Origin of the sequence: Neorhizobium sp. T6_25, from assembly GCF_002968555.1 — a bacterium.
Classification (GTDB): Bacteria; Pseudomonadota; Alphaproteobacteria; order Rhizobiales; family Rhizobiaceae; genus Neorhizobium.
Window position 1 is genome coordinate 37,470 of record NZ_PVBL01000033.1, and the last position, 26,898, is coordinate 64,367.

A 26,898-nucleotide genomic window follows, 5' to 3' on the forward strand; every position below is an offset into this window, starting at 1 on the left:
CATCCTTGAAATTCAGGCCATCTTGACCTGTGCGGCTGGCGGAAAGACCGTCGCGTTCGACAGATCAAGATCGAAATGACAGCGGAACATGCCGCCGCTCTCGGTCACCTTCTGCGGCGGCGAGGTGTTGCGGCAGATCTCCTGCGCGAACGGACAGCGGGTGTGGAAACGGCAGCCGGCGGGCGGGAAGGCCGGGTTCGGGAGCTCGCCGGCGATTGGATGCAGCGAGCGGTCGCTGGTATCCATGTCCGGTGCGGCATCGATCAGCAGGCGCGTATAGGGATGGCGCGGCTTGCGGAACAGCTCTTCAGACGTCGCCTCCTCCACCAACTCGCCGAGATACATGACGCCGATCCGGTCGGCCATGATGCGCACGACCGAAAGATTGTGAGTGATGAACAGGCTGGTGAGATGGAGGTTCTTCTGCAGGTCGCGCAGCAGATTGAGGATCTGGGCCTGCACCGAGACGTCGAGCGCCGAAGTCGGTTCGTCGAGAACCAGGAAGTCCGGTTCTCCGGCGAGCGCCCGGGCGATGCAGATGCGCTGCCGCTGCCCTCCGGAAAATTCCTGCGGGTATTTTTCGGCATCCGCTGCGGAAAGGCCGACCTGGACCAGCAGTTCGTCGACGCGGGCGCGGATTGCGGCGCGGCCCTGGCGGAGCTTATGGACGCGGATAGGCTCGGCGATGATGTCCTCGATCGTCCAGCGACCATTGAGCGAGGAATAGGGGTCCTGGAAGATCATCTGCAGGCGCGGCTTGTTGCCGGATGCATTCGGCGGAAAGCTGATCTCGCCGGATGTGGGCGGCATCAGGCCGGAGACGAGGCGCGCCAGCGTGGACTTGCCGCAGCCGCTTTCGCCGACCAGGCCCATGGTCTCGCCATGGCGGACGGTGAGGCTGACATCGCTGACGGCCTTGGTGCCGCCACTCTCGCTCTTCTTCAGCCGTTCGATAAGGCTCTGGTTGCGGCGGTAGACCTTGCTGACGCGATTGAGGACGAGGAAATCGGAAGCGCTCATGCGGGCACCCTTTCCAGCGGATGGAAACAGGAAAAGGCGGAGCTTTCCTGGCGATAGAGCGGCGGGATTGTCGCGCGACAGTCACCCTCCGCCCTGAAACAGCGCGGGTTGAAGGCGCAGCCGGGTGGGACCGCACCAAGTCCCGGCATGGCGCCGGGGATCTGGTCGAGCCGCATCTCGCCGGTGGCAGACGGCATCGGCGTCGCGCGGATCAGGCCGCGCGTATAGGGATGTTTCGGGGCATTGAAGAGCTCGCCGACCGGACCGATCTCGGCGACGCGACCGGCATAAAGCACCGCGACGCGATCGGCCATCTTGGCGATGACGCCAAGGTCGTGGGTGATCAGCATCATGCTGACATTGCTTTCGCGATGCAGGTCGCGCAGCAGTTCGAGGATATGCGCCTGCACGGAGACGTCGAGGGCCGTGGTCGGCTCGTCGGCGATGACCAGCACGGGGTCGGCGCAGAGTGCCAGGGCGATCACCACGCGCTGCCGCATGCCACCGGAAAGCTGGTGAGGGAAACGCTTGAACTGGACGTCCGGATTGGGCAGGCCGACGCGGTCGAGCCAGTCGAGTGCCCTCTTTTTCGTCTGGTTGCCGCCAAGCTTCAGATGCGCCTGGATGGTGTCGCAGAGCTGCTGGCCGATCGTGATCACCGGGTTGAGGCTGGTCATCGGATCCTGGAAGACGAACCCGATCCGGCCGCCGCGCACGCCGCGCATCGCCTTTGGGGAAAGCTGGTCGAGACGGGTGCCGGCAAGGGTGATGGTGCCGCCGGTGCGTTTCAGCGGCGGTACGAGAAGATCGATGATCGCAGCGCCGGTGATCGACTTGCCGGCGCCGGATTCTCCGACGATGCCGAGCACTTCGCCGGGATTGACGAAAAAGGAGACCTTGTCGAGCGCGGTGACCAGTCGCCCATCGCGATTGATGGTGACGGTGAGGTCGCGGACGTCGAGGAGGGGAGTGGCTACGTTGATCATGAGCGGCCCCGCAGGCGCGGATTGTAGACGTCGCGCAGATGGTCGCCGAGAATGTTCACCGAAACGACGAAGAGCACGAGGATCAGGCAGGGCCAGACCGAAATCCACCATTCGCCCGACTGGAGGAAATTGTTGCCGTTGCGGATCAACGTGCCGAGCGATGGCGAGGTGACCGGAATGCCGATGCCGAGGAAGCTCAAGGTCGCCTCGGTGATGATGGCGATGCCGAGATTGATGGTGGCGATGACCAGAACCGGGGCCATGACGTTCGGCAGGATATGCAGGACGATGATCGCGACATTGCTGCGGCCGGTGATGCGGGCGGCGGAGACATAGTCCTGGTCGCGCTCGATCATCACGGAGGAGCGGATGGTGCGGGCATACTGGACCCAGAATGCGATGCCGATCGACATCACGACGATCGCGATCGCGGTGCCGACGCTGCGCTCGGTGCCGAGGGCTGCCCGGGCCGCACCGTCGATGATCATCGCCAGTAGCAGGGCCGGATAGGCAAGCTGCACGTCCGCGACGCGCATGATGAAGGCATCCACCTTGCCGCCGACGAAACCGGCGATCAGGCCAAGGCTGCCGCCGAGGACGAGGCCGATGGTGACCGACAGGAAGCCGACGATGATCGAAGTGCGCATGCCATAGGCCATCGCCGTGATCAGGTTGCGGCCCTGGTCGTCGGTGCCGAGCGGGAAATCAGCTGACCCGTCTGTCATCCATACCGGCGGAATGAAACTGTCCAGCACCGACATGCCGGAGAATTCGAACGGGTTCAGCGAGAACAGCGGCACGACGAAGGCGTAGACCAGCAGCGCGAAGATCACCATCGCACACAACGTGGCGCCCGGCGCCTTGCCCATGGCGCGTAGAAGCTTGGCGCCTCTGCTGCGGCGAGCCGGGCCGGCTGCCGGGATGTTGACGACTGGCGTCATGATTGCCTCCTCAACACGCGGGCGTCGATCAGCGGATAAAGCAGTTCGACGATCAGATTGATGACCATGAAGACCAGCCCGACGAAGATGAGATAGATGGCGATGACCGGAATGTCGGCGCCCTGGATCGATTGCAGGAAGAGTGAGCCGAGGCCCGGCCAGGCGAAGACGTTTTCGGTGACCACCGAGAAGGCGATGATATTGCCGAGCTGCAGGCCGAGCATGGTGATGACCGGCAGCAGCGTGTTCTTGATCGCATAGACATACCAGATGCGCGCTTCCGACAGGCCGCGGGCACGGGCAAAGCGGATATGTTCGCTCTGGCCGACCTCCATCAGCTGGGTGCGCAGCATGCGGATGATGAAGGCGACCTGGAAGGTGGAAAGGGTGGCTGCCGGCAGGAGGATCGCCCGCCAGCCGGAGACGGTGAGAAGCCCGGTCTTCCAGAAGCCGAGATCGACCACGGTGCCGCGCCCGAACGACGGGAGCAGGCCGAGCTGGACGGAAAACACCGCGATCAGCAGGATGCCCACGACGAAGTTCGGAAGCGTGATGCCGGCCGTCGAGATCAGCATGATGAAGCGGCCGAACAGCGAATTCGGGTTGACGCCGCAATAGATACCGGCCGGCACTCCCACTACGATGGTGATCAGCACGCTGACGAAGGCGAGCTCGACCGTCGCGGGCAGGCGTTCGGCGATCAGGTTGGCGACCGGGTCCTGGGTGCGATAGGAAAAGCCGAAATCGCCCTGCAGCATGTTGCCGATGAAATGCAGGAAGCGCGTCCAGAGGGGCTGGTCGAGGCCGAGTTTGGCGATCAGTTCCAGCCGCTCGTTGACGGTCGCATCGGCGGAGAGGAGGGCCGCCAGCGGGTCGCCGATATTGGCGACCAGCAGGAAGGCGATGAAGCTGATCACCAGCAGGACGATGATCGTCTGCACGATCCGTGACGCGGCATAATTCAGCACGGCAAATTCCTTAGCAGCAGCTATCCCCGAGCTGGTCGAGGAAGACGGCGCATTTCTCGAGCTCGGAAATCGCAACCGATTCATCCGGCTGATGGGCGTCGGCGATATCGCCCGGACCGATGACGACCGAGGGGACGCCGGCGATCTGGAAGATGCCCGCTTCGGTGCCATAAGAAACATAGCGGGGTTCGGTGCGGCCGAGAAGCGCCAACAGTTCCGCATCGAGCGTCGGATCGTTATTGGGTTTAAGGCCCGGGATACTGGCCTGAACGTCGAAGACGATGCCGCAGGACGGATCGATCGCCTTCATGGCCGGTTCGAGCCTTTCGGCCGCAAAACGCTTCATGTGGTCCAGAACCTCATAGGTATTTTGACCCGGGATGAGGCGCATTTCCCAGAAGAACTCGCAGTTTTCCGAGACGATATTGCCGTGCAGGCCGCCCCTGATGACGGTGACCTGGGTGGTCGAATAGGGCGGATCCAATCCTTCGAATTGCGGGCCGTTGCGCATGTCCTCGCGGATGCGGTTGATTTCGGCGATCATGTCGCCGGCGACCATGACTGCGTTGACATAGCGGTCCGGTTGCGAGGAATGGCCGGGCTTGCCCTTGATGCGGCACCAGCCGATCAGGCCGCCCTTGTGGGCTGCGATCATGTCCATGCTGGTGGCTTCGCCGATGACCGCAAGCCGCGGCTTCAGGTCGCTCTGGCCCACCCATTCGGCCATCGAGCCGACGCCGGTGCAGCCGACCTCCTCGTCATAGGAAAAGGCGAGGTGGATGGGCTTCTTGAGGTTCTTGGCGGCAATGCCCGGCGCGGCTGCCAGGCAGCAGGCGAGAAAGCCCTTCATGTCGGTGGCGCCGCGACCGATCAGGCGGCCGTTCGCTTCCCTGAGCGTCCAGGGATCGCCGGTCCAGGCCTGACCTTCGGTCGGCACCACATCCGTATGGCCGCTGAAGATGATGCCGCCGGGCGCTTCCGGGCCGATCGTGATCAGCGCGTTTGCCTTGTCGCCCTCGGGGTTGGCAAAGCGCCGGACGCGCCCGCCGAAAGGGGTGGTCTGGGCTTCGACGTATTCGAGCAGGTCGAGATTGGAAACGGCGCTGACCGTGGGATAAGACACGAGGCTGGCAAGCTGCCTCGTTATATCGGATGCAATGGTCATTACTTCACCGTGAAATAACGCAGCGGATAGGCAAGGTCGGCCGGCTGGACGACGGTGACGTTGTCCTTGACGCCCCAGAGAATGTTCAACTGGTGGAGCGGAATGAAGGCGACGTCAGCCTTCATGAGCTTGAAGGCCTGGGTGATATAGCCGGTGCGCTTGGCCTGGTCGGTTTCCTTGCCGATCAGGTCGATCAGCTTGTCGACCTCCGGATTGGAGTAGCCGCCGATGTTGAAGGCGCCGAGGCCGCTCTTGGGATCGCGGGTGGCGGCGATCGAGGTCAGGAAGATGTGTGCGTCATAGGTGGCCGGCGAATAACCGAGCATCGCCATGCTGGTATTGTATTCCGGCGGGTTGACCTGGGTCGCCCACTTGGCGGTCGGTTGGGCGCGCGGATCGACCTTGATATTGATGCGGGCGAGCGAGGCGGCGACCGCAAGGCAGGTCGCTTCGTCGTTCATGAAACGGTCGCTGGTGCAATCGAGCGTGACGGAGAAGCCGTTTTCGTAGCCGGCTTCCTTCATCAACGCCTTGGCCTTGTCGACGTCGGGCTTTACCAGCGCGCCGAGGGCGGCGTCGAAACCGTTGACTTCCTTGCCGATCGGCAGGCCGACCGGGACAGAGAAGTTGCGCATGATGCGCTTCTGGATCGCGCCGGTATCGATCGCCAGTTCCATGGCCTGGCGGACCTTCAGGTCCTTGAAGGGGTTCTTGGTCTTTTCGCTGCCGAAGATCAGGTTGTCGCGGGCGACGTCGGGCTGGATGTAGATGGTGCGAAGGTCGGGACCCGCCTGCATGTGCAGTTTCGGATCGTTCTCGATGCGCTCGGCATCCTGCGGCGGCACGCCATCGATCATGTCGACTTCGCCGGAGATGAGGGCGGAGACGCGGGTCGACGGGTTGGGGATCACGAAGAACGTCGCGTTGTCGACATTGCCGGTCTTCTTGTCCCACCAGCCCGGGTTCGGCGCAAAGACCGTCTTCACGCCCGGATCCCGCTCCTTGATGACGTAGGGACCGGTGCCCATGGCATTGCGGTTGGCAAAGGTCTCGGTGGCGTTGTTGGCGGCACCCGGCTGAACCGTGTTGTTCGCCTCGGCCCATTCCTTGTCCATGATGTACCAGTTGGTGATCTGGTTCGGCAAGATCGGGTTGATGGCGCGCGTCTTGATGCGAATCTTGTGGTCGTCGACCTTCTCGACCGAGGCGATCGAATTGAGGTTTGCCTTGATGCCGCCGGCCTGGCCGCGGGTCAGCGAGAAGATGACGTCATCGGCGGTAAAGGGATTCCCGTTCGAAAATTTCACGTCCTTGCGGAGATTGAATTCCCAGGTCGTGCCGTCCGTCTGCTTCCATTCGGTTGCCAGTGCCGGTTCGATCTTCTGCTCCGCGTTACGGCGCACAAGCGGTTCGTAGACATTGGCAAGAACAGCGAAGATCAGCGTGTTCGAAACCGCATGGGGATCGAGCGTATAGGCATCGAGCGGACCGGCGAACTTGAAGTCCGCCGCCTGGGCCATGCTTCCAAGCGGGGCGGCAATCGCGGCTGCGGCGATGGTACCCAGCAGCATCTTGCGTTTGAATGCAGAAAACGGGAAAGGCATCATGATCTCCTAAGCGCGCCACGAGACAGTCGGAATACGGGACAACGATGCAGAAGATATTTTATGGTTAAAATATCTCGACGGAGTGAGCTCTGGAAGTGCGAGCATGCAGCGTTCCCTGTCGTTGTTTGGAGATGCCTACTTGCGAGGCTTGGGCAAACAATAGGCGAATTAGGGAAACATGCAAGCATGTTTGATCAAATGAGCGTAACTCTTTTGGATGGGCAAAACACGGGCACACGGAAGCGTTTCCGCAGCCTTTAGCGGATCGAAATATTTCATATATTTCCGCCTGTTAGCACTTGAGCGACACCTTGCAGCGCTCAAGTCCTGGCAAACATTGGGCCGCCCTTATAAGCCGGGAAGCCGTAGCCATTGATCATCACCAGGTCGATATCGCTGGCGCGCGCGGCGATCCCTTCCGTCAGCAATGCCTCGCCTTCGAGAGCCATCGCGGCAAGCATCCTTTCGACAATCTCCCTCATGGAGAATGCGCGTGGGGTGATGCCCTTTTTGGCCCGAGCTGCTTCTATGATTGCGGTGACCTCCGGGTCGATGGTGCGCTTGCCCTCCGGATAAGCGTACCAGCCGCGGCCGGTTTTCTGGCCCAGGCGACCCGCCTCGCACAGCGTATCGGCAATCTCGACGTAGCGTGCCGAGGGATCGCGGGTCGTCGCCTGCCGTTTACGGCGCGCCCAGGCGATTTCGAGGCCGGCCATGTCATAGACGGCGAAGAGGCCCATGGGAAAACCGTAGTCTTCCAGCGCAGCGTCGACCTCGTGCGGCAAGGCGCCGTCTTCCAGCAGGAGTTCGGCTTCGCGGCGATAGGCGGAAAAGATGCGGTTGCCGATGAAGCCTTCGGTGACGCCGGTGACGACCGGCAGCTTGCGCAATTTCCTGGCGACCGCCAGCCCTGTTGCCAGCACGTCCGGCGCGGTCTTGGAGCAACGTACGACTTCCAGGAGGCGCATCACATGGGCGGGCGAAAAGAAATGCAGGCCAAGCACCCGTTCCGGGTGGGCGGTCGCGGCGGCGATCTCATCCGGGTTCAGGTAGCTGGTGTTGGTCGCCAGCACGGCATCCGGGCGGACGACTTCGTCGAGACGCTGGAAGAGATCGGTCTTGACCGTGAGATCGTCGAACACGGCTTCGACGACGAGATCGCAAGGGGCGAGATCGGCATCATCCGCGGTCACGGAAAGCCGCGCCTTCTGCGCTTCGAAGCCGGCCTGGTCGAGGCGGCCTGCGGCGACATTGCGCTCCAGCAGGCCGATGATGCGCTGGCGGCCCTTTTCAGCGGCTTCCGACGTTTGATCGAGGCCGATCACCGAATAACCGGCGCCAAGAGCGGCGACGGCGATGCCGCTGCCCATCAGGCCAAGGCCGCAGATGCCGATGGTCTCGACGGGGCGAGGTTCGACGCCTTCCAGACCCACGACCTTGGAAGATTCCCGTTCGGCGAAGAAGACATGGCGAAGGGCCGCCGACTCGCGGCTGTCGCGGAGTGTGAGGAAGGTGGCACGTTCGTCCGCCAGGCCTTCGGCGAGCGGGCGATTGGACGAGGTGACAAGCCGGACCGCTTCCGCGGGTGCCTTCTGGCCGCGCGCCCTGGCGAGGATCTTGGCCGAGACTTTTTCGATTTCGGCCGGATCGGCGGCCGCGACATTCAACTCACCCGTGCGGCGGAGAGGTTTGCCAGCCAGCGCAAATGCCGCGGATATTGCGGCCTCGATGAGATCGCCCGCGGCTACCTCGTCGATGATCCCGAGTGTCACGGCTTCCTCGGCCTTCACCGAACGTCCGGAGGTGATGAGGTCGAGTGCTGCCAAAATGCCGATCAGGCGCGGCAGGCGTTGCGTTCCGCCCGCGCCCGGCACGATGCCGAGTTTGACTTCCGGCAGGCCGACCTGTGCAGCCGGCGAGGCGATGCGATACTGGCAGGCGAGTGCCACTTCGAGACCGCCGCCGAGCGCTGCGCCATTGAGCGCTGCGACGACCGGCTTCGACAGGCCTTCGATCGTCTCGATGACATCAGGCAAGGTCGGCTCCATGGCAGGCTTGCCGAATTCCTTGATGTCGGCGCCGCCGATGAACGTCTTTCCGGCGCCGGTGACGACGACACCGGTTACATCGGCGGCCGTTTCGGCATGGGCGAGCGCTTTCTCAAGCCCGCTACGGACATCGACGGAGGTGGCGTTGACCGGCGGATTGTCGATCGTCACGACCAGAACTCCGTCGCGGGTCATGGTTGATACCGTGGCGGAAAATTCGATCGTCTCGTTCATGATTGCCTCAGGCCGGAATGACGGCGGTCGCCTGGATTTCGATCTTGGCGCGGTCTTCCACCAGCGCCACCACCTGCATGGCGGCCATGGCCGGAAAGTGCTTGCCGATGATCTCGCGATAGACCTGGCCGATGCCCTTGAGGTTGCCCAGATATTCGGCCTTGTCGGTGAAATACCAGGTCATGGTGGTGATGTGCTCGGGTCCGGCGCCGGCCTCGGCCAGCACGGCGACGACGTTCTGCAGCGTCTGCTTGACCTGACCGACAAAATCATCGGTTTCGAACTGGCATTGGCCGTTCCAGCCTATCTGCCCGCCGACGAAGACCTGGCGGCCGGTGGCGGCGACGCCGTTGGCGTAACCGATCGGTTTTGCCCAGCCTTCAGGCTGCAGGATGGTGTGCATCATTCTTCTCCAAATGCTGTGTCAGCGCCGAGCGCATATCGTCGGGCCAGGGTAGGGCCTTGTGGGTTTCGTTCGAGGTGGCGACCAGCCGCTGCCCGGCGGTCCAGAGCAGCCGGTCGCCGGCCCGCACCTCGTATTCGAGATCTGCGGAACTGTTGCCGATCGCCAGGACCTTGATGGTGAAATCCATCATATCGCCGTGGTAGCCAGGGCTCTTGAATGCGACGTCCAGCGTCACGGTCGGCACACCGATCTTGCGGTGGTTGATCATGTCCGGCCAGGGCGAGCCGATCGCGCCGAAAAATTCCTCGCAAACGCCGACCATGATGTTCAGATAGGAGGGGAAATAGGCGATGCCGGACGGATCGCAATCTCCAAAATTCAATCGGCGGGATGTCGTGTAAGCCATGGTCGCCCTCACGCCTTCAACAGTTCACGGGCGATGATGAGCTTCTGGACCTCGGTCGCGCCTTCATAGATGCGCAGCGCCCGGATTTCCCGGTAGAGGCTCTCGGTGATCTCGCCGCTCTTCACGCCGCGGCCGCCAAAGATCTGAACCGCCCGGTCGATGACGCTTTGGGCGTTCTCCGTCGCGACCATCTTGGCCATGGCGGCCTCCTTGGTGGTCGGCAGGCCCTGCACGTCGCGGCGCCAGGCGGCCCGGTAGGTGAGGAGCGCGCCGGCATCGATCTGGGCCGCCATGTCCCCGAAGGCGGCTTGCGTCAGTTGCAGATCGGACAGGTGATTGCCGAACATCGGCCGCGCCTTGGCATAGGCGAGCGCCTCATCCAGCGCCCGCTTGGCGAAACCGAGAGCGGCTGCGGCGACGGAGGCCCGGAAAATGTCCAGGGTCCGCATGGCGATCTTGAAGCCTTCGCCCGGTGCCCCCAGCAGCCGCGAAGCCGGGATGCGGCAGGTTTCGAAGCGGATCGTCGCCAGCGGATGCGGGGCGATCACATCGATGCGCTCGGCGATCGAGAAGCCCGGATCGTCGGCGAAAACGACGAAAGCGGAAATGCCGCGCGTGCCGGGTGCCTCGCCGGTGCGAACAAAAACGGTGTAGACATCGGCGATGCCGCCGTTGGAGATCCAGGTCTTTTCGCCGTCGAGGATATAGTGGTCGCCGTCCTTTCGGGCAGCGCAGGCCATGGCGGCGACATCCGAACCTGCTTCCTTTTCCGACAGCGCGAAGGCGGAAATCCATTCGCCGGACTGCGCTTTCGGCAGGACCGTTCGGCGAAGCTCCTCGGAACCGGAAAGGCCGATCGCGCCGGTGCCGAGGCCCTGCATGGCGAAGGCGAAGTCGGCAAGGCCGTCATGCCAGGCAAGCGTTTCGCGGGTCAGGCAGGCGGCGCGGCTGTCGACCGGCTGGCTGCCGCCGGCGCCGGTCGCGGCGTCGAGAAGGCCGGCGGTTCCGAGCGCTTTGACGATCGCGCGGCAGGCCCCGTCCGTGTCCGAATGGTCGATATGGCTGAGCGCGCCCGATGCCGTGAAGGCATCCAATTTTTCGGCGAGCGCCTTGTGGCTGTCGTCGAAGAAAGGCCAGTCGAGGAAATCGCGTGCCGGTCCTTTGATTGTCGTGTGGTTGGCCATCAGTCGCCCTCGAAGACCGGCTTGCGCTTTTCGGCAAAAGCCTCGAAGGCGCGGCGGAAATCCTTGGTCGCCATGCAGATCGCCTGCGCCTGGGCTTCGGCTTCGATCATCTCTTCGATGCCCATCGCCCATTCCTGGTTCAGCATGGTCTTGGTCATCGTGTGTGCGAACCACGGACCGTCTGCCAGCGAATGGGCGAGCTTGAGGGCCTCTGCCTCGACCGCGTCCTGCGGGTGAAGGGCGTTGAAGAAGCCCCAGGCATGGCCTTCGTCGGCGCTCATCGAACGGCCGGTGAAGAGCAGTTCGGCGGCTCGGCCCTGGCCGATGATGCGCGGCAGAATCCCGCAGGCGCCCATGTCGGCTCCCGCAAGGCCGACGCGGGTGAAGAGGAAGGCGGTCCTGGTTTCGGGCGTCGCCAGCCGCATGTCTGAGGCCATGGCGAGGATCGCGCCGGCGCCCATGCAGATGCCGTCGACCGCAGCCACGATCGGCTGCGGGCATTTCTTCATTGCCTTGACGAGATCGCCGGTCATGCGGGTGAAGGCGAGCAGGTCCGGCATCGCCATATGGGTCAGCGGCTCGATGATTTCGAAGACGTCGCCGCCGGAGGAGAAATTGCCGCCGGCGCCGGTCAGGACGATCGAGCGGATATCGGAGGCGTAGACGAGATCGCGAAAAAGGTCGCGCAATTCCGCATAGCTTTCAAAGGTCAGCGGGTTTTTGCGCTCCGGACGATTGAGGCGAACCGTCCCGACGCGGCCGTTTTCGCTCACTTCCCAGAGGAAATGTTTCGGCTGGTAGTCGCGAAAACTGCGCTTCATGTCCTTCATCACGTCACTCATGTTCGTCTCCTCTCCTTTTCATCGACCGTCCCTTTCCGGGCGGCAGGACCTGTCCCGGCTCAGTCGTTGGCGGAGGGTGGCAGGAAATCCACCTCGTGCGCGGCGGAAACCTTCACGATCTCCTCCACGTCGGTCATTTCGTGCAGCTCTTCGAAAAGCTGTTGGAGCTTGCGGGCCGGGGAGACCCAGAAAAGTGCCCGGCACGGCTTGTCGGACTTGTTGAAGTAACCGTGAGGTATGCCGCGCGGCATGCGCACCAGATCTCCGGCCTTCGCCTTGACCCACTGGCCGTCGAGCTTCAGATCGAGTTCTCCCTCCTGCACGAGGATGAATTCGTCCTGGGTCGGGTGGACGTGCACAGGCACGAACTGTCCCGGCAGGCTATTGGTCTCAAAGGCGAAGGTGTCGTCGCAGACCGCCTTCGGGAAATAGACCTGGCCGAGGATATTCCAGCTGGTGCCGTTATATCCGCTGCCGCTCTCGGTTATGCCCTTTTCCAGTTCCATCCTGATCTCCCGGTTTTCGTTCCCTGGTTCATGCCGAGGCCGATTAGCCTGCCATGACTTCTCCCCCGGCAACCGCGATTGCCTGTCCGTTGATCGACGCCGCTCCGGGCGATGCCAGCCACAGAACCGTGTCTGCGACTTCCTCCGGCTTCACCAGCCGCCCCTGCGGATTGCTCCTGGTAAATTCCTGTCGCGCCAGTTCTTCCGTCCGTCCGGTCTTTGCGATGATCGTCTCGATCGAACGGGCGATCAGCGGCGTGTCGGTAAAGCCAGGGCAGACGGCATTGACGGTGATGCCGCTCCTCGCAAGCTCCAGCGCCAGGGAACGGGTAAGGCCGACGACGCCATGTTTGGCGGCCACGTAGGCCGAGACGTAGGCATAACCGGTGAGTCCCGCGGTCGAGGCGATATTGATGATGCGGGCGCCCGCGCCAAAAGCCTTGAGATCCGGCAGCACGGCTTGGGTCACCAGGAACACGCCGGTCAGATCGACCGACATGACCCGGTTCCACATCTCCAGCGAGGTCTTTTCGAAGAGCGCGCTCGGGCCCTCGCCGGCATTGTTGACGAGGATATCGACAGGACCGAACGCGGCTCGCGCCGTCCTCAGGCCATTGTCGATGGCCATCTCGTCGGTGACGTCGAAACCGTCCGCGACGCAGACCTTATTCCTGCCAAGCGCGGCGGCAAGCTCCTCAAGAGGCTCGGCACGCCGGCCGGCGAGGGTCACCCGCGCGCCGGCTTCCACCAGCGCCGTCGCGATCGCAGCGCCAATACCCGAGCCTGCGCCGGTGACGAGGGCGTGACGGCTGGCAAGTCCGGCACTGGCAAGTCTGGCAGAGGGCGCTTCGCTCATGATGCGATCCTTATTTCGCCGCCGGGCCGACAGCCGGAGGGGCAACGGCGGCCGCAGCACGCGCGAGGTTGGTTTCGTACTGCGCCTTGCCGGAATAATACTGTTTCGGCCAGGGAATGTCCTTCAGGCCGATCTTTGCCGCTTCATGCAGAACCCAGGCCGGATCGGCAAGATGCGGGCGGGCGACGGCGCAGAGATCGGCGCGGCCGGCGGCGATGATCGAGTTCGCATGATCGGCCTCCGAAATCGCGCCGACGGCGATGGTCGGAATGCCGATTTCGTTGCGGATCTTGTCGGAGAAGGGCGTCTGGAAGAGGCGGCCATAGACCGGCTTTTCTTCCTTCCATACCTGGCCGGACGAGCAGTCGATCAGGTCGGCACCGGCATCCTTGAACATCTGTGCGTAGATCGCCGCGTCTTCCGGCGTGTTTCCGCCTTCGAACCAGTCATGGCAGGAGAGCCGCACGGAGATAGGCTTGTTTTGCGGCCAGACTTCGCGGACCGCCTTGAAGACTTCCAGCGGATAACGCGCGCGGTTTTCGTGGCTGCCGCCGTATTCGTCTGTGCGGATGTTGGTGAGCGGCGAAAGGAAGCTCGACAGAAGATAACCGTGGGCGCAGTGCAGCTCCAGCCAGTCGGCACCGGCTTCTGCGGCATATCGGGCCGCCCGGACGTGGTCTGCCGTCACCCGATCCATGTCGGCGCGGTCCATTTCCTTCGGAACCTGGCTGGTCTTGAGGTAGGGGAGCGCCGAAGCCGAGATCAGCGGCCAGCCACCTTCTTCGACCGGTTGGTCGATGCCTTCCCAGGCGGTCTTGGTCGAGCCCTTGCGGCCGGCGTGTCCCAGCTGGATGCCGACCTTGGCGGCGGAATTGTCATGCACGAAGGTGACGAAGCGTTTCCAGGCGGCCGCCTGCTGCTCGTTCCAGAGGCCGAGGCAGCCGGGAGTGATGCGGGCGTCGGGCGAGACGCAGGTCATTTCTCCAAACACGAGGCCGGCGCCGCCGAGCGCACGGGAGCCGAGGTGGACCAGATGGAAATCGTCCAGCAGCCCGTCCTTGGCGGAGTACATGGCCATCGGCGACATGACGATGCGGTTCGGCAGATGGGTTTCGCGCAGCGAATAGGGCGTGAACATCGGCGGCAGGGTGCGGCCGTTGCCGGTTACCTCGATACCGTTTTTCCTGGCGAACCAGCGCTCGTAACCTTCCAGCCATTTGGGATCGCGCAGGCGCAGGTTTTCGTGGCTGATGCGCTGCGATCGGGTCAGCATGGAATACATGAACTGTTCCGGCTCCAGCGTATCGGCGTAACGCTGGCCGACCACTTCGAACCATTCCATGGCGTTGCGGGCGGCATTCTGGATGCGGGCGACGTCGACGCGGCGGATTTCCTCGTAGGTTTCGAGGACTTCCGGGATCTTGTCCCTGGAATGGCCGAGCTTGTTGAACTGGTTGCTGAGCTCGATCGCGTCGTCGATCGCCAGCTTGGTGCCGGAGCCGATCGCGAAATGGGCGGTATGGGCGGCGTCGCCCATCAGCACGACATGCGAATTGCCGTTGAAATGGCTCCACTTGCCGCAGATCAGGCGGTTGAAGTTGAGCCAGGCGCTGCCGCGCAGATGCCGGGCATTGGTCATCAGTTCGGAGCCTTCGAGGACTTCCGAGAACAGGTCCTGGCAGAAATCGATCGAGCTCTGTTGGTCCATCTGGCCGAGGCCGTGCTTTTCGTAAGCCTCTTCCGTCGTTTCGACGATGAAGGTCGAGGTCTTGTCGTCGAACTTGTAGATATGCGCCTGAAACCAGCCGTGATCCGTCTTGCGGAAGTCGAAGGTAAAGGCGTCGAACAGCTTGTTGGTGCCGAGCCAGATATAGCGGTTCGGACGCACGACGAGGTCCGGTTCGAAGACCTCCGGATAACGGTTGCGGATCTTCGAGTTGAAGCCGTCCGATGCAATGATCAGGTCCGCATCCGGATAATCGACATCGCCATTGGAATCGGTTTCAAAAACAAGCTCGACGCCGAGCGCCTCGCAGCGACGCTGCAGGATGTTCAAGAGCTTCTTGCGGCCGATGCCGACGAAGCCGTGGCCGGAGGTGCGCTGGCGCGTGCCCTTGAACAGCAGCTCAATATCGTCCCAGTGATTGAAGGCGTCCTCGATTTCGGCCGCACTCTCCGGGTCCCACGCCTTCATCGACACCATGGTGGCGTCGGAGAAGACCACGCCCCAGCCGAACGTGTCGTAAGGCTTGTTGCGTTCGACGACAGAAATGGAATGCTCGGGATGCAGCTTCTTCATCAGGAGCGCGAAATAGAGACCGGCCGGGCCGCCACCGATACAGACGATGCGCATATCCAAGTCCTCCTGACGTTAGTCGCTCATTATTTTAAGTTTAAACTATATGGCGTTTGATCGACCCGTCAAGCGGATTTGCGGCAGCTCCGGCAGTTTTCATGTGAGGTCGATCAAATAATATGCAATAGCATATATTGTGATGCCTGTTGCTCACTCCTCTGTCCTGCCCGATGTTCGACGCCAGCAGTACTTGCTGTTCCGTCGGCATTTGTGAATTGACAAGTGGCGGGTGCCGAAAATATGCTTTTGCAAATGATTGTGGATTGAAGCCGACAAGGCGAAGGGGAACTGCCATGGCCGAGCGATCTTTTGCGCGCGAAGTCGAGGATCTCAAGCTTGGGGAAGGCGAGATTTTTCGTGGGGAAGGCATTCTCGCCATCACCAAGGCGCTGCTGCAATCCGGCGTTTCCTATGTCGGCGGCTATCAGGGCTCCCCGATCTCGCATCTGATGGACGTATTGGCTGACGCCAAGGACATCATGGAGGATCTTGGCGTTCACTTCGAGACCTCGGCCTCTGAAGCCGCAGCGGCGGCGATGCTCTCGGCCTCGGTCATGTATCCGGTGCGCGGCGCCGTGACCTGGAAATCCACGGCTGGCACCAATGTCGCCTCCGACGCGCTTTCCAACCTTTCTTCCGGCGGGGTCAACGGCGGTGCGCTGATCATTCTCGGCGAAGACTTTGGCGAAGGGTCGTCGATCATGCAGGAGCGCAGCCATGCGTTCGCGATGAAATCGCAGATGTGGCTTCTCGACCCGCGTCCCAACCTGCCGGCGATGGTTCAGGCCGTGGAAGATGGCTTCCAGCTTTCGGAAGCCTCCAACACCCCTGTCATGCTGGAAGTGCGCATCCGCGCCTGTCACGTGCACGGCCAGTTCGTCGCCAAGGATAACCAGCGGCCAAAATTCACGCTTCGGCAGGCGCTGGAAAACCCCGTCCGCGACGTCAACCGCATCGTCCTGCCGCCGGCAAACTTTGCGCAGGACAAGGACAAGCTCGAGCGCCGCTGGCCGGCTGCCGTCAACTTCATCAAGGAAAAGAAGCTCAACGAGCATTTCGGTCCCGAGGAAGGCGAAATCGGCATCATCACGCTCGGCGGCCTCTACAACGGCGTCATGCGCGGCCTGCAGCAGCTGGGCCTGGCCGATGTCTACGGCAATTCCTCGGTGCCGATCTATGTGATGAACGTCGCCTATCCGACGATCGACGACGAGGTGGTCGATTTCTGTCTCGGCAAGAAGGCCGTGATCATGGTGGAAGAGGGCGCGCCGGAATACGTCGAGCAGTCGCTCCACACGCTGATGCGCCGCCGCGATATCCAGACCCGCCTGCACGGCAAGGACATCCTGCCGCTTGGCGGGGAATATACCGCGCCCGTGATGATGAAGGGGCTGAAGACCTTCATCGAGATGTACGATCGCCTGCTGCTCGGCAACCAGCCGCCGGTGCCGGATCCGAGCGATGTCCTCAACGACCCGAAGGTGAAGGCTCTGGCCGAAGTCGTGCCGCAGCGTCCCGCCGGCTTCTGCACCGGCTGTCCCGAGCGGCCGATCTTTGCGGCCATGAAGCTGGTCGAAAAGGAGCTCGGCGAACACCACGTCTCGGCTGATATCGGCTGTCACCTGTTCTCGATCCTGCCGCCCTTCAATATCGGCGGCACGACGATGGGCTACGGTCTCGGCCCGGCTTCCGCTTCCGCCTTCAACGTCGAGGCGGACAAGCGCTCGATCGCGGTCATGGGTGATGGCGGTTTCTGGCATAACGGCTTGGCGACCTCGGTCGGCAATGCGGTGTTCAACAAACAGGACGGCGTCATCCTCGTCGTCGACAATTTCTATTCGGCGGCGACCGGCGGCCAGGACATCCTGTCGTCACGGGCTATCAACCCGAACCGCAAGACCAACAATTCGATCGTCAACGCGGTAAAGGGCATCGGTGCCACGTGGGTGCGCCAGATCGATCGCACCTATGACGTCGCCAAGATGCGCGATACGCTGAAGGAAGCGCTGACGAGCAAGGAGAAGGGCCCAAAGATCATCGTCGCCTCTTCCGAATGCATGCTGAACAAGCAGCGCCGCGTGAAGCCGCAGTTCAACCAGGCGGTCAAGGACGGCAAGCGGATGGTGAAGGAGCGGTTCGGGGTGGACGAGGATGTCTGCACCGGCGATCACGCCTGCATCCGGCTTTCCGGTTGCCCGTCGCTTTCCGTCAAGCACACGGACGATCCGCTGAAGGACGATCCGGTGGCTGCGATCGACAATAGCTGCGTCGGCTGCGGCAATTGCGGCGAGGTTTCCGAGGCTGCCGTTCTCTGTCCTTCGTTCTATCGCGCCGATGTGATCATGAATCCGACCGGCTGGGACAGGTTCCTCTCGAAATTCCGTAGCTCTGTGATCGGCTGGCTGCAGGCCCGCCGCGCCGCCGGCCGCGTCGTCTTTGCGGAGGCTTGATCCATGAACGAGACCGTGAACCTCAAGACGCTCCATGCTTCCGACAAGCCGCTGGCGCTGGCGATCATGGCCATGGGCGGCCAGGGCGGCGGGGTGCTGGCCGACTGGATCGTCGGCCTTGCCGAAGAACAAGGCTGGATGGCGCAGTCGACCTCGGTGCCGGGCGTTGCCCAGCGCACCGGCGCGACGATCTATTACATCGAGATGCTGCCCGCCCGCGACGGCGTGTCGCCGATCTTCTCGCTGATGCCGACGCCGGGCGATGTGGATGTCGTGCTGGCCGCCGAATTGATGGAGGCTGGTCGCTCCGTGCTGCGCGGCCTGGTGACGCCGGACAAGACCACGCTGATCGCCTCGACGCATCGCTCCTTTGCGGTCGGCGAAAAGGAAAAGCCGGGCGACGGCATCGGTGACCCGACCGTGGTGGTCGGCGCGACCGACTTTGCTGCCAAACGCACCATCGCCTTCGACATGGATACGCTGGCGACGAAAAACGGTAGCGTCATCTCTGCCTCGATATTCGGCGCGCTTGCGGCGGCCGATGTGCTGCCCTTCCCGAAGGAGGCCTTCGAGGCGACCATTCGCGGCGGCGGCAAGGGTGTCGAGCCCAGTCTCAGGGCTTTCAATGCCGCCTATGAGCGGGCGAAAACCAAGCCGCGCGACGAAGTGGTCGCGATGGCGCCGAAGCGTTTCGACGTCATGCCTGAAACCACCGGCCATCCGGATCTCGACCGGCTGGTGCACCGCCTGCGCGCCGAATTGCCCGAAGTCGCCTGGCCGCTGCTGTTTGCAGGCGTCAAGAAGCTCACGGATTTCCAGGATCCGGCCTATGCCAGCGAATATCTCGATCGGGTCGGCAAACTTCATGCACTCGACCGTGCCAATGGCGGCGAAGAGCACGACTATGCTTTCACCGTCCAGTCCGCGAAATACGTCGCCGTCGCCATGGCTTATGACGACGTGATCCGCGTCGCCGACCTGAAAACCCGTGGCACCCGGTTCGACCGCGTCGCCAAGGAAGTCGGCGTGAAGCAGGACCAGATCCTTTATATGACCGAATACATGCATCCACGCATGGAAGAGGTCGTCGGGACCATGCCGAAGCGGCTGGGTCTCTGGGTCGAAAACCGCCCGAAGGTCTTCGCCTGGCTCGACCGCCGTATCAACAAGGGCCGCCGAGTGCAGACAGGCACGCTGTTCTGGTTCCTGACGCTCTACACGCTTGCAGCCTTGCGCCGCACCCGCCGCGGCACGTTGCGTCACTCACGCGAAACCGAGCATCGCGAAGCCTGGCTCGCCGCGGCAACCTCGCTGCTCCCGCGGAACTATGATCTCGCTGTGGAAGTGATCAACAATCGCCGGCTGGTGAAGGGTTATTCCGATACCCATGCACGCGGGCTCTCGAAATTCGACCGGGTGATGTCGGCGCTGACGACGCTTAGAGATCGCGAAGACGGCGCGGCCTGGATGAAACGCCTGCGTCAGGCGGCACTCCTGGACGAAAACGGAATTGCGCTGGACGGGGCGCTGAAGACCGTGTCCACGCTTTGAACGAGGCTTTGATGGCCGAGCGCGGTCTTGAGGCGGCGCGTCATCAGGCTCCGGGCAGCGGTCTTTTGCGCCCATGCCTATCCTCTGCTTGCGGTCGCAAGCGCCGTGTTGAGGACCTTGTTGCAGAAGTTCAAGTTCAGCAGAGGGTTGTGGGAAATCGGCGCTCTGGTCGGGTCCTGTCCGCTGATGCAGGCGACCACAAGCGCCGACAGCGTGGCCTGGCGTGGATTAACGGCTCCGGTTGGGATGGCCATCGGCTTGCCGTCCGCCCCGACGATGGGTCGCCCGACCAACGCGACCAGAAGATTGCCGTATTGGCTGAGAATGATGGAATAGGCATCGTGGCCGATAAAGCCGTTGGCATAGGCTTCGCAAGCTCTATAAAGACCGTCGCGAAGGGCGAGCACAGCGCCGGCGCGGCCTTCCCCTTCTTCGACACTCTCATCCGTCTTGGCATCCGGTGCGATTTCGGTCGTCGTTCCGGTGGAGCTGGTGATTTTGACAGTCGCTTTCGCGGATTTGTCGAAAGCAACCGTGTAGTCAGGGCTGGGTTCGCTACAGATAATCGGATAACCCAGCCTTTTCCGTTCGGTGATGAGCCTGAAATTTCCGGTCATGACCAAGGATTTCGTGCCGCCGATTTCGGCGTGCTGCACGTTTTCATTCGCGGAGGTACAACCTACCAATGCCGCCGCGAGTGCGGCAGCGCAGATCTTGTCAAACATGTTCCCCGATCCCCACGCAGCAACATCGCCGCCAGCGTCGGCACCCCCACCCTTGCCGGGTGGCCCCTAGATGCCTCAGATCCTTAATGTGCGTTAAGAACTTCTGTTTTGCAATCGAAAGTTATATTCTCGTTTCAGAATATGCATCTACCGGCTGTATTGCTCTTTGGAGCTGTCCGGCTTGCTGGGATCCCTTGCGTGCACGAGTGCGCTCGAGGCGGCTGCCGGTTTTAAGCATACAGACACATTATAGCCGCGATCCCGTTGCTTTTGCTGCGCATCTGACCAAACTCTAGATGCGTAATTTTTCCAGCAGCGGCAGCCCACATGGAATCCACGGTTCGTCAGCCAAGTCGCTTTCGAGACATCCTTGAGACGTACCGTCCTTACCTCATCGCCCTGGCGGCGCTGGCGGTTTTCGCGTTCACGACATTTGCCATCTACAACCTCACCAACGAGGTCAGCTATGACGACGTCATCGAGGCGCTCGCCAATACGCGCTGGTCTTCGATCGGCCTTGCGGTTTTCTTCACGGCACTGAGTTTCGCGGCGCTGGTCGGATACGACATCAACGCGATCACCTATATCGGCCGGACGCTGCCTTTCGTGCCTGTGGCGATAACCGCCTTCAGCGCCTATGCGGTCGGCAACACGGCCGGTTTCGGAGCCCTCAGCGGCGGAGCGATCCGGTTCCGCGCCTATTCGCGCCTGGGGCTTTCGCCGGACGATATCGGCCGTGTCATCGCATTTGTGACGCTCGCTTTCGGCATCGGGCTTCTGGCAGTCACGGCACTCGCATCGCTGGTCACGGCGCCGAGGATAGGAGCAATCCTCGATATCGACGGCATGTGGGTTCGCGCCGGCGCGATCGTGATCATCTTCGTGCTCATCGCTCTTCTGATCCTCGGGCGAGGCGGCCGGACGGTATCCGTCGGACGCTTGAGCATCCGCCTGCCGGACAGCCGTACGTCCTCGCAGCAATTCCTGATCACGGCGCTTGATGTCGCCGCCTCCGCCTCCGTCCTCTACGTGCTTCTGCCGCAGACGGAAATCGGCTGGCCGTCCTTCCTGGCGATCTATGCGACCGCCGTCGGCCTCGGTGTCCTCAGCCATGTGCCGGCCGGTCTTGGTGTCTTCGAGACGGTGATCGTCGCGGCGCTCGGCAATACGGTCAGCCTCGATGAAGTGCTCGGCAGCCTTGTCCTGTACCGCGTCATCTATCATGTCCTGCCGCTGCTCATCGCAACGCTGGTGGTAATCGGCGTCGAAATTCGCCAACTTGCCCATCACCCCATCGCATCGACGCTTCGAAAGCTTGAATTCCGCCTCGCGCCGCCGCTTCTGGCGACCTTCTCGATGATCGCCGGCGCAATGCTGATCTTCTCGAGCGTGACGCCGACGCCGGATTCCGACATCAATTTTCTTGGCAACTACCTGCCGCTGCCGGTGTTCGAAGGCGCGCATTTCCTTTCCAGCATCCTCGGCCTCCTGCTGTTCGTCGCGGCGCGCGGCATCGGCCAGCGGCTGGACGGGGCGTGGTGGACCGCGATGGTCTGCACCTCTCTGGCGCTGGTTTTCGCCTTCATGCGGGCGATCGCGCTTTTCGAGGCGACGTTCCTGATCATCCTGCTCGTCAGCCTGTTCCTCAGTGCAAAGCAGTTCAAACGCCGGGCGTCGCTGTTCGGTCAGGTGCTGACGCCGAGCTGGATCGCCGCCATGTTCATCGTAGTGGCCGCGGCGATCACGGTGCTGCTCTTTGTCTATCGCGAAGTGGATTATAGCCGCGAACTCTGGTGGCAGTTCGAGTTTTCCGAGGAAGCGCCGCGCGGATTGCGCGCGGTCCTTGGCCTTGCGATTTTTGCGGCGACGATCTCGGTGTTCAGCCTGTTGCGGCCGGCGGCCCGACGTTCGGCACTGTCCACTGCGGACGATCTCGAGCGGGCGATCCAACTCGTCATGGCGCAGGACAATGCCGATGCCAACCTCGTCCGGATGGGCGACAAGCGGCTGATGTTCTCCGAGAGCGGCAATGCCTTCATCATGTACGGCATTCAGGGCCGCTCCTGGATCGCGCTTTTCGATCCGGTCGGGCCGCAGGAGGAGACAGCCGATCTCGTCTGGCGTTTCGTCGAGGAGGCCCGGGCCCGAGGCGGCCGCGCCGTGCTCTATCAGATTTCGCCCAGCCTCCTTTCGCATTGCGCCGACGCAGGCCTCAGGGCCTTCAAGCTTGGCGAATTGGCGATCGTCGACCTGTCCAGCTTCGACCTCAAGGGCGGTCGGCTGGCCGGGCTTCGTCAGGCTGTCAACAAAGGTGCGCGCGAAGGGCTGGAGTTTTCGGTCATCGAGCAGCCGGATGTGATGGCGCATATCGAAGACCTTCGACGCGTTTCGGATGCCTGGCTCGAAGATCACAACACGCGCGAGAAGACCTTCTCGCTTGGCGCTTTCCGGGATGACTATGTCAGCGCCCAGCCGGTCGCGGTGCTCAAGAAGGAAGGCCGCATCGTCGCCTTCGCAACGCTGTCGCTCACCGACACGAAATACGAAGGCACCGTCGATCTGATGCGCTTCGTGCCGGACGCGCCGAAGGGCTCCATGGATTTCCTGTTCGTGAAGATTATGGAATATCTCCGCGATGCAGGTTATGGACATTTCAATCTCGGCATGGCGCCGCTTTCCGGCATGTCCACACGCGAAGCGGCACTCGCCTGGGACAGGATCGGCAGCGTTGTTTTCGAGCACGGTGAACGGTTCTACAATTTCAAAGGGTTGAAGGCTTTCAAGTCGAAGTTTCATCCCGCCTGGGAGCCGCGTTATCTCGCTGTGGCAGGGGGCGTCAGCCCCGCCATCGTGATGATGGACGCGACGCTCCTGATCGGCGGCGGCTTGAGGGGAGTGGTTGGTAAATGATGTATCTGCGTTTTCTTGTTATCGTGTTTGCGGCGCTGCTGTCCGGTGTCCCGATGGCGGCTGCCCAGGATCAGCAGGATTACCATACGGGCCTTATCCCGCAGCCGCGCATTCTCCTGCCGAACAATGGCAGCGAGCTCGAAGGCATCGTCTTCCTGATTTCAGGCGGGCAAGGCTGGGGGGCGCGGGAGGATGCGGAGGCGCAGAAGCTGCTCGCCGCCGGTGCTGCCGTGGTCGGCATCGATTTCCCCTCCTATATCAAGTCGCTCCGCGCCGATGACGGCGAATGCATCTATATGGTTTCCGATATCGAGGACGTCTCCCAGCAGGTGCAGCGACGGATCGGCAATCCGCAATACCGCCACCCGATCGTCGCCGGCATCGGGGAAGGCGGCGCCTTGGCGCTTGCGATGATCTCCCAGAGCCCGAACGCGACGATCGAGGAGGCGATTGCCGTCGATCCGTTGGCCGGCATACCGCTCGCCAAGGAACTCTGCACGCCGGCATCCAAGCAGAAGGTCGGCGATCGCACGGTCTATGGTTTTGACGACGGCGCAGTACCGGCGGCGGTGACGATCGTTTCCACACCTTCGGCCGATGCGGCCGGCAAGGCCCATGGACAGCGCCTGAAACAGGATCATCAGGAGGTCGAGCTGATCAATTCCGGTGAGGCGCCGGATGTGGCGCTGTCACAAGTGCTTGCAACCCGCATCGCGGCTGCCGGCCGGACCAACCAGCCGCTCGACCTGCCGCTGAACGTGCTCCAAGCCAAGCCGGCCATGAACACGATGGCGGTGATCTTCTCCGGCGATGGCGGGTGGCGCGACCTCGACAGCGAAGTGGGGGGCTATCTGCAATCGCAGGGGATTCCGACGATAGGGCTGGATTCGCTGCGGTATTTCTGGTCCGAACGCAGCCCCCAAGCGACGGCGGACGATCTGGCGAAGATCATCGAATATTATCGCCGGCAATGGGGCGTTCAGAACGTGCTGTTGGTCGGTTATTCGTTCGGCGCGGATGTGCTGCCCGCCACCTACAACCTCCTGCCGGCCGAGGACCGGGCGAGGGTGAAGCAGATCACGCTGCTTGGCCTGTCGCATGAAGTGGACTACGAGATTTCCGTGACCGGCTGGCTTGGCGTCGCAGGCGACGGCAAGGGCGGCGATCCGATGACCGATATCGTCAAGATCGATCCGAAGCTCATCCAGTGCGTCTACGGCACCGATGAGGACGACGATCCCTGCCCGACCTTGAAGGACAAGGGCGTCGAAGTCGTGCCGATCGAGGGCGGGCATCATTTCGACGAGAACTACCAGGCGCTGGGCAAGCGCATCCGCGACAGCCTTCAGACACGGCTGACGAAATAGACCGATCAGATCTCGTGCTTGCGGATGTTGAGGAGGATTTTGTGAAGCGTGCCCGTGAAGGCGCGGTATTCCTCCTCATCGATGCCGTCGAACATCCGCAGCAGTGAATCGTACATGGTCGGCCAGAAGCGCCCGAATGCGGCGCGGCCTTCCTCGGTGATGGTCACGTCGCGGATGCGCATGTCCTCGGCCCGCGGCGTGCGGCGGATATAACCCTGGTCTTCGAGGGAATCGAGCGTGCGGCTCATGGTCGACTGTTCGATGACCGCGAACACGGAAAGCTCGTTGATGGTGAGCGAAGCAGAGACGCTGAGGACCGCGAGCGTGCGCATCTTGGCGGTCGACAGGTCGTATTCGCGCAACTCCTCCGCCATGTTGGAGTTCCAGCGGGAGATGATGCGGTTCATCAGGTAGGGTGCGAAATGGTTGAGGCCGATCTCGCCCATGGTCGGCCGATTTTCCTGATCGCCGTCCTGATGCCAGCGCAGCACCACGCCTGAAAACCGTTCTGCCATGAAATTCATGTCTCCTAGACCACGTCGTTTCAACGCAACGACGATGCGAGCAGAAAACCGGAGCCGCCGGCAAGCCCCGGTCCCGGATGGGTCGAGGCGCCGATATGATAAAGGCCCGGCACGTGGGTTCGGTGGTTAACAGACGACTTGAAGGGCCGCCAGAGGAAAAACTGGTCGAGCCCGCAGAAGCCGCCATAGGGATCGCCACCGACGAGGTTCATGTTCATCGCCTCCAGATCGGCCGGCGAGTAGGCGCGTCGGGCGAGCTTTATCTCGGCAAAATTCTCGATGTGGCGGGAAAGCAGAGCCTCGACGCGATCGGCATAAAGTTCGCGCAACTCGTCGGTCCAGCGGCCGTCTGCTGGTGCGGCGATCTCACCGGCCGCATCGCCCTTGATCAAGCGCGGCGCTTCGGGAAGCTGCAGCCAGAGTATCGACTTGCCGTCCGGCACGCGCGAAGGATCGAAGCTGGCGGGCTGGCCGACGCAGACGGTCGGCTCGGCGGGCAGCAGCCCGCGTTCGCATTCGTTGGTGGCGCGCGAGACGCCGTCGAGACCGGATGTCAGGTGTAGCAGCGCCACCTTGGCGAGATCCGGATCGCCCTTCCAGCGCGGCGGTGCGGAGAGGGCGTAATGGATCTGCATATTGCCCTTGCCGTAGCGATAGCGGGCGACGCTTTCCCGGATTTCAGCCGGTGCCGGCTGCGGCCAGTCCTTCAGCAGCCGGTCATAGATCTGGTTCGGCGTCGTGGAGCAAACCACGCCGGCTGTAGCGTCGATCGTCTCGCCGCTTGCAAGCCTCACCCCGGCGGCCCTGTTGCCTGGGCCGGGAAGAATCCGTTCGACATCCGCGCCAGTGCGGATCGCGCCGCCCTGATCCGCGATCAGTCGTTCGAAGGCCGTGACGAGGTTGGCAGCACCGCCCTTGACGATCGGGCAGCCGGCGAGCTCGATCGCGAAACCAATGACCTTCAGCATTTCGGCCGAATAAGCGCTTTCCGGCGCCAGGCCGCAATGCAGGACCCAGGGCGCCCAGAGGGCGTGCGCGGCTTCCGACTTGTAGGTGGTTTCGAGATAGCCGCGTGCTGGCGTCAGCGCATCGCCGAACCAGGCGGCGAGTTGGCGCAGGCCCTTGCCCCACCCCTGCCGAGCGATCGTCTTCAATGTGGTGCCGGACCACAGCGCGCCGCCGAGCAGCGAAAACAGGAAAGCGGCATCGGCGCCGAGCGCATTCATTTCCTTGTCGAACGTCTTGCCGTCGCCGGCCGCGAGCCCCTCGAAGGTGGCGATATTGCGCTGACGATCCCTGGAGAAGACGACGGAAGAGCCGTCCGGCCGCAGCACCCCGGTCGGCAGGTCGGCATGGGCGAATTCGAGGCCACGGGCTTCGAGGTCCTTGCCGAGCGCGGCATAGGCGGGAGACGTGAGGAACAGCACCATGGTGGTGGCCATCACGTCGTGGATGAAACCCGGCTCGGTGATCTCTTCCGTGCGCAGGCAGCCGCCGATGCGGTCGCTGCGCTCCAGGACGAGGACCTTTCTGCCCTTCTTGCCGAGCATGGCGGCGGCGACCAGCGCGTTGATGCCGCTGCCGACGATGATGTAGTCGAAATCCGCCATGCCGCCCGTCTTGTTGCTGGATATGGAGAGGGCCGGAACCTTTCGAGTCCGGCCCTTCGATCGGATCAGGCGATCAGAGCCAGCGCCCGGACCGGCGAGCCCGTGCCCTTGACGAGCTTCAGCGGTGCGGCAATCAGCACGGCGCCTTTCGGCGGCAGCTGGTCGAGGTTCGACAGCGATGCGAGGCCGTATTTGCCGGCGCCGTGCTGATTGCCGCACCGCTGAAGCTCGTCAAG

The 26,898-nt window shown here is 62.6% G+C and carries 21 protein-coding genes; 4 read left to right on the top strand and 17 right to left on the bottom strand.

What is annotated here, in order from left to right; all coding sequences use genetic code 11:
* Nucleotides 1-12 precede the first annotated feature (12 nt).
* The 14 genes from C5L10_RS29700 to C5L10_RS29765 form a co-directional block, all read right to left on the bottom strand.
* On the bottom strand, nucleotides 13-1,020 hold the full coding sequence (locus tag C5L10_RS29700) for an ABC transporter ATP-binding protein (protein WP_105432615.1): 1,008 nt from the start codon (nucleotides 1,018-1,020) through the stop codon (nucleotides 13-15).
* The gene (locus tag C5L10_RS29705; RefSeq protein ID WP_105432616.1) at nucleotides 1,017-2,006 is read right to left on the bottom strand and encodes an ABC transporter ATP-binding protein; all 990 of its coding nucleotides are present in this window, start codon (nucleotides 2,004-2,006) and stop codon (nucleotides 1,017-1,019) included. Before C5L10_RS29705 ends, C5L10_RS29700 begins: the two co-directional genes overlap by 4 nt.
* A complete protein-coding gene (locus C5L10_RS29710; protein ID WP_105432617.1) occupies nucleotides 2,003-2,947 on the bottom strand; it encodes an ABC transporter permease in 945 nt (314 codons plus the stop codon). Before C5L10_RS29710 ends, C5L10_RS29705 begins: the two co-directional genes overlap by 4 nt.
* Nucleotides 2,944-3,915, bottom strand: coding sequence for an ABC transporter permease (locus tag C5L10_RS29715; protein WP_105432618.1), 972 nt, complete (start codon nucleotides 3,913-3,915; stop codon nucleotides 2,944-2,946). The genes C5L10_RS29710 and C5L10_RS29715 overlap by 4 nt, the downstream gene beginning before the upstream one ends.
* A 10-nt stretch (nucleotides 3,916-3,925) precedes the next feature.
* A complete protein-coding gene (argE, locus tag C5L10_RS29720) occupies nucleotides 3,926-5,080 on the bottom strand; it encodes an acetylornithine deacetylase (protein WP_105432619.1) in 1,155 nt (384 codons plus the stop codon).
* Entirely contained in the window at nucleotides 5,080-6,684 is a 1,605-nt protein-coding gene (locus C5L10_RS29725; protein ID WP_172717258.1) for an ABC transporter substrate-binding protein, read from the bottom strand. The genes argE and C5L10_RS29725 overlap by 1 nt, the downstream gene beginning before the upstream one ends.
* A 323-nt stretch (nucleotides 6,685-7,007) precedes the next feature.
* Nucleotides 7,008-8,969: a 3-hydroxyacyl-CoA dehydrogenase NAD-binding domain-containing protein gene (locus tag C5L10_RS29730; RefSeq protein ID WP_105432621.1), complete on the bottom strand. Its 1,962-nt coding sequence runs from the start codon at nucleotides 8,967-8,969 to the stop codon at nucleotides 7,008-7,010.
* Nucleotides 8,970-8,976: 7 nt separating this feature from the next.
* Entirely contained in the window at nucleotides 8,977-9,372 is a 396-nt protein-coding gene (locus tag C5L10_RS29735; RefSeq protein WP_046637978.1) for a RidA family protein, read from the bottom strand.
* Complete coding sequence (locus C5L10_RS29740; protein WP_105432622.1) at nucleotides 9,350-9,781, bottom strand: thioesterase family protein; 432 nt, start codon at nucleotides 9,779-9,781, stop codon at nucleotides 9,350-9,352. Before C5L10_RS29740 ends, C5L10_RS29735 begins: the two co-directional genes overlap by 23 nt.
* A gap of 8 nt (nucleotides 9,782-9,789) precedes the next feature.
* Nucleotides 9,790-10,965, bottom strand: coding sequence for an acyl-CoA dehydrogenase family protein (locus C5L10_RS29745; RefSeq protein WP_105432623.1), 1,176 nt, complete (start codon nucleotides 10,963-10,965; stop codon nucleotides 9,790-9,792).
* A complete protein-coding gene (locus tag C5L10_RS29750) occupies nucleotides 10,965-11,807 on the bottom strand; it encodes an enoyl-CoA hydratase family protein (protein ID WP_105432624.1) in 843 nt (280 codons plus the stop codon). The genes C5L10_RS29745 and C5L10_RS29750 overlap by 1 nt, the downstream gene beginning before the upstream one ends.
* A 59-nt stretch (nucleotides 11,808-11,866) precedes the next feature.
* Complete coding sequence (locus C5L10_RS29755; protein ID WP_105405354.1) at nucleotides 11,867-12,313, bottom strand: cupin domain-containing protein; 447 nt, start codon at nucleotides 12,311-12,313, stop codon at nucleotides 11,867-11,869.
* 43 nt (nucleotides 12,314-12,356) lie between these two features.
* Nucleotides 12,357-13,169: an SDR family NAD(P)-dependent oxidoreductase gene (locus tag C5L10_RS29760; RefSeq protein ID WP_105432625.1), complete on the bottom strand. Its 813-nt coding sequence runs from the start codon at nucleotides 13,167-13,169 to the stop codon at nucleotides 12,357-12,359.
* Between the two features lie 10 nt (nucleotides 13,170-13,179).
* Entirely contained in the window at nucleotides 13,180-15,522 is a 2,343-nt protein-coding gene (locus C5L10_RS29765) for a bifunctional salicylyl-CoA 5-hydroxylase/oxidoreductase (protein ID WP_105432626.1), read from the bottom strand.
* Between the two features lie 296 nt (nucleotides 15,523-15,818).
* Here C5L10_RS29765 and C5L10_RS29770 point away from each other — a divergent pair, with 296 nt between their 5' ends.
* Nucleotides 15,819-17,975, top strand: a complete 2,157-nt coding sequence (locus C5L10_RS29770) for an indolepyruvate ferredoxin oxidoreductase subunit alpha (protein WP_105432627.1) — start codon at nucleotides 15,819-15,821, stop codon at nucleotides 17,973-17,975.
* A 3-nt stretch (nucleotides 17,976-17,978) separates the two neighbouring features.
* The gene (locus tag C5L10_RS29775; RefSeq protein ID WP_105432628.1) at nucleotides 17,979-19,526 is read left to right on the top strand and encodes an indolepyruvate oxidoreductase subunit beta family protein; all 1,548 of its coding nucleotides are present in this window, start codon (nucleotides 17,979-17,981) and stop codon (nucleotides 19,524-19,526) included.
* Between the two features lie 77 nt (nucleotides 19,527-19,603).
* Here the strand turns inward: C5L10_RS29775 and C5L10_RS29780 are convergent, their stop codons facing one another.
* Entirely contained in the window at nucleotides 19,604-20,251 is a 648-nt protein-coding gene (locus C5L10_RS29780; protein WP_105432629.1) for a hypothetical protein, read from the bottom strand.
* Between the two features lie 327 nt (nucleotides 20,252-20,578).
* Here C5L10_RS29780 and mprF point away from each other — a divergent pair, with 327 nt between their 5' ends.
* Nucleotides 20,579-23,161, top strand: coding sequence for a bifunctional lysylphosphatidylglycerol flippase/synthetase MprF (gene mprF, locus C5L10_RS29785; RefSeq protein WP_105432630.1), 2,583 nt, complete (start codon nucleotides 20,579-20,581; stop codon nucleotides 23,159-23,161).
* The gene (locus C5L10_RS29790) at nucleotides 23,158-24,528 is read left to right on the top strand and encodes a virulence factor family protein (protein WP_105432631.1); all 1,371 of its coding nucleotides are present in this window, start codon (nucleotides 23,158-23,160) and stop codon (nucleotides 24,526-24,528) included. The genes mprF and C5L10_RS29790 overlap by 4 nt, the downstream gene beginning before the upstream one ends.
* A 5-nt stretch (nucleotides 24,529-24,533) precedes the next feature.
* On the opposite strand, the gene C5L10_RS29795 is transcribed toward C5L10_RS29790, so the two are convergent.
* The gene (locus C5L10_RS29795; protein WP_105432635.1) at nucleotides 24,534-25,043 is read right to left on the bottom strand and encodes a MarR family winged helix-turn-helix transcriptional regulator; all 510 of its coding nucleotides are present in this window, start codon (nucleotides 25,041-25,043) and stop codon (nucleotides 24,534-24,536) included.
* Nucleotides 25,044-25,072: 29 nt separating this feature from the next.
* Complete coding sequence (locus tag C5L10_RS29800; RefSeq protein ID WP_105432632.1) at nucleotides 25,073-26,662, bottom strand: NAD(P)/FAD-dependent oxidoreductase; 1,590 nt, start codon at nucleotides 26,660-26,662, stop codon at nucleotides 25,073-25,075.
* Nucleotides 26,663-26,898 lie beyond the last annotated feature (236 nt).

Excerpts from the sequence above, each read along its gene's own strand:
- C5L10_RS29700 (WP_105432615.1), bottom strand. The coding sequence starts at position 1,020 with ATGAGCGCTTCCGATTTCCTCGTCCTCAATCGCGTCAGCAAGGTCTAC.
- C5L10_RS29705 (WP_105432616.1), bottom strand. The coding sequence starts at position 2,006 with ATGATCAACGTAGCCACTCCCCTCCTCGACGTCCGCGACCTCACCGTC.
- C5L10_RS29710 (WP_105432617.1), bottom strand. The coding sequence starts at position 2,947 with ATGACGCCAGTCGTCAACATCCCGGCAGCCGGCCCGGCTCGCCGCAGC.
- argE (WP_105432619.1), bottom strand. The coding sequence starts at position 5,080 with ATGACCATTGCATCCGATATAACGAGGCAGCTTGCCAGCCTCGTGTCT.
- C5L10_RS29725 (WP_172717258.1), bottom strand. The coding sequence starts at position 6,684 with ATGCCTTTCCCGTTTTCTGCATTCAAACGCAAGATGCTGCTGGGTACC.
- C5L10_RS29730 (WP_105432621.1), bottom strand. The coding sequence starts at position 8,969 with ATGAACGAGACGATCGAATTTTCCGCCACGGTATCAACCATGACCCGC.
- C5L10_RS29735 (WP_046637978.1), bottom strand. The coding sequence starts at position 9,372 with ATGCACACCATCCTGCAGCCTGAAGGCTGGGCAAAACCGATCGGTTAC.
- C5L10_RS29740 (WP_105432622.1), bottom strand. The coding sequence starts at position 9,781 with ATGGCTTACACGACATCCCGCCGATTGAATTTTGGAGATTGCGATCCG.
- C5L10_RS29745 (WP_105432623.1), bottom strand. The coding sequence starts at position 10,965 with ATGGCCAACCACACGACAATCAAAGGACCGGCACGCGATTTCCTCGAC.
- C5L10_RS29750 (WP_105432624.1), bottom strand. The coding sequence starts at position 11,807 with ATGAGTGACGTGATGAAGGACATGAAGCGCAGTTTTCGCGACTACCAG.
- C5L10_RS29755 (WP_105405354.1), bottom strand. The coding sequence starts at position 12,313 with ATGGAACTGGAAAAGGGCATAACCGAGAGCGGCAGCGGATATAACGGC.
- C5L10_RS29760 (WP_105432625.1), bottom strand. The coding sequence starts at position 13,169 with ATGAGCGAAGCGCCCTCTGCCAGACTTGCCAGTGCCGGACTTGCCAGC.
- C5L10_RS29765 (WP_105432626.1), bottom strand. The coding sequence starts at position 15,522 with ATGCGCATCGTCTGTATCGGTGGCGGCCCGGCCGGTCTCTATTTCGCG.
- C5L10_RS29770 (WP_105432627.1), top strand. The coding sequence starts at position 15,819 with ATGGCCGAGCGATCTTTTGCGCGCGAAGTCGAGGATCTCAAGCTTGGG.
- C5L10_RS29775 (WP_105432628.1), top strand. The coding sequence starts at position 17,979 with ATGAACGAGACCGTGAACCTCAAGACGCTCCATGCTTCCGACAAGCCG.
- C5L10_RS29780 (WP_105432629.1), bottom strand. The coding sequence starts at position 20,251 with ATGTTTGACAAGATCTGCGCTGCCGCACTCGCGGCGGCATTGGTAGGT.
- mprF (WP_105432630.1), top strand. The coding sequence starts at position 20,579 with ATGGAATCCACGGTTCGTCAGCCAAGTCGCTTTCGAGACATCCTTGAG.
- C5L10_RS29790 (WP_105432631.1), top strand. The coding sequence starts at position 23,158 with ATGATGTATCTGCGTTTTCTTGTTATCGTGTTTGCGGCGCTGCTGTCC.
- C5L10_RS29795 (WP_105432635.1), bottom strand. The coding sequence starts at position 25,043 with ATGGCAGAACGGTTTTCAGGCGTGGTGCTGCGCTGGCATCAGGACGGC.
- C5L10_RS29800 (WP_105432632.1), bottom strand. The coding sequence starts at position 26,662 with ATGGCGGATTTCGACTACATCATCGTCGGCAGCGGCATCAACGCGCTG.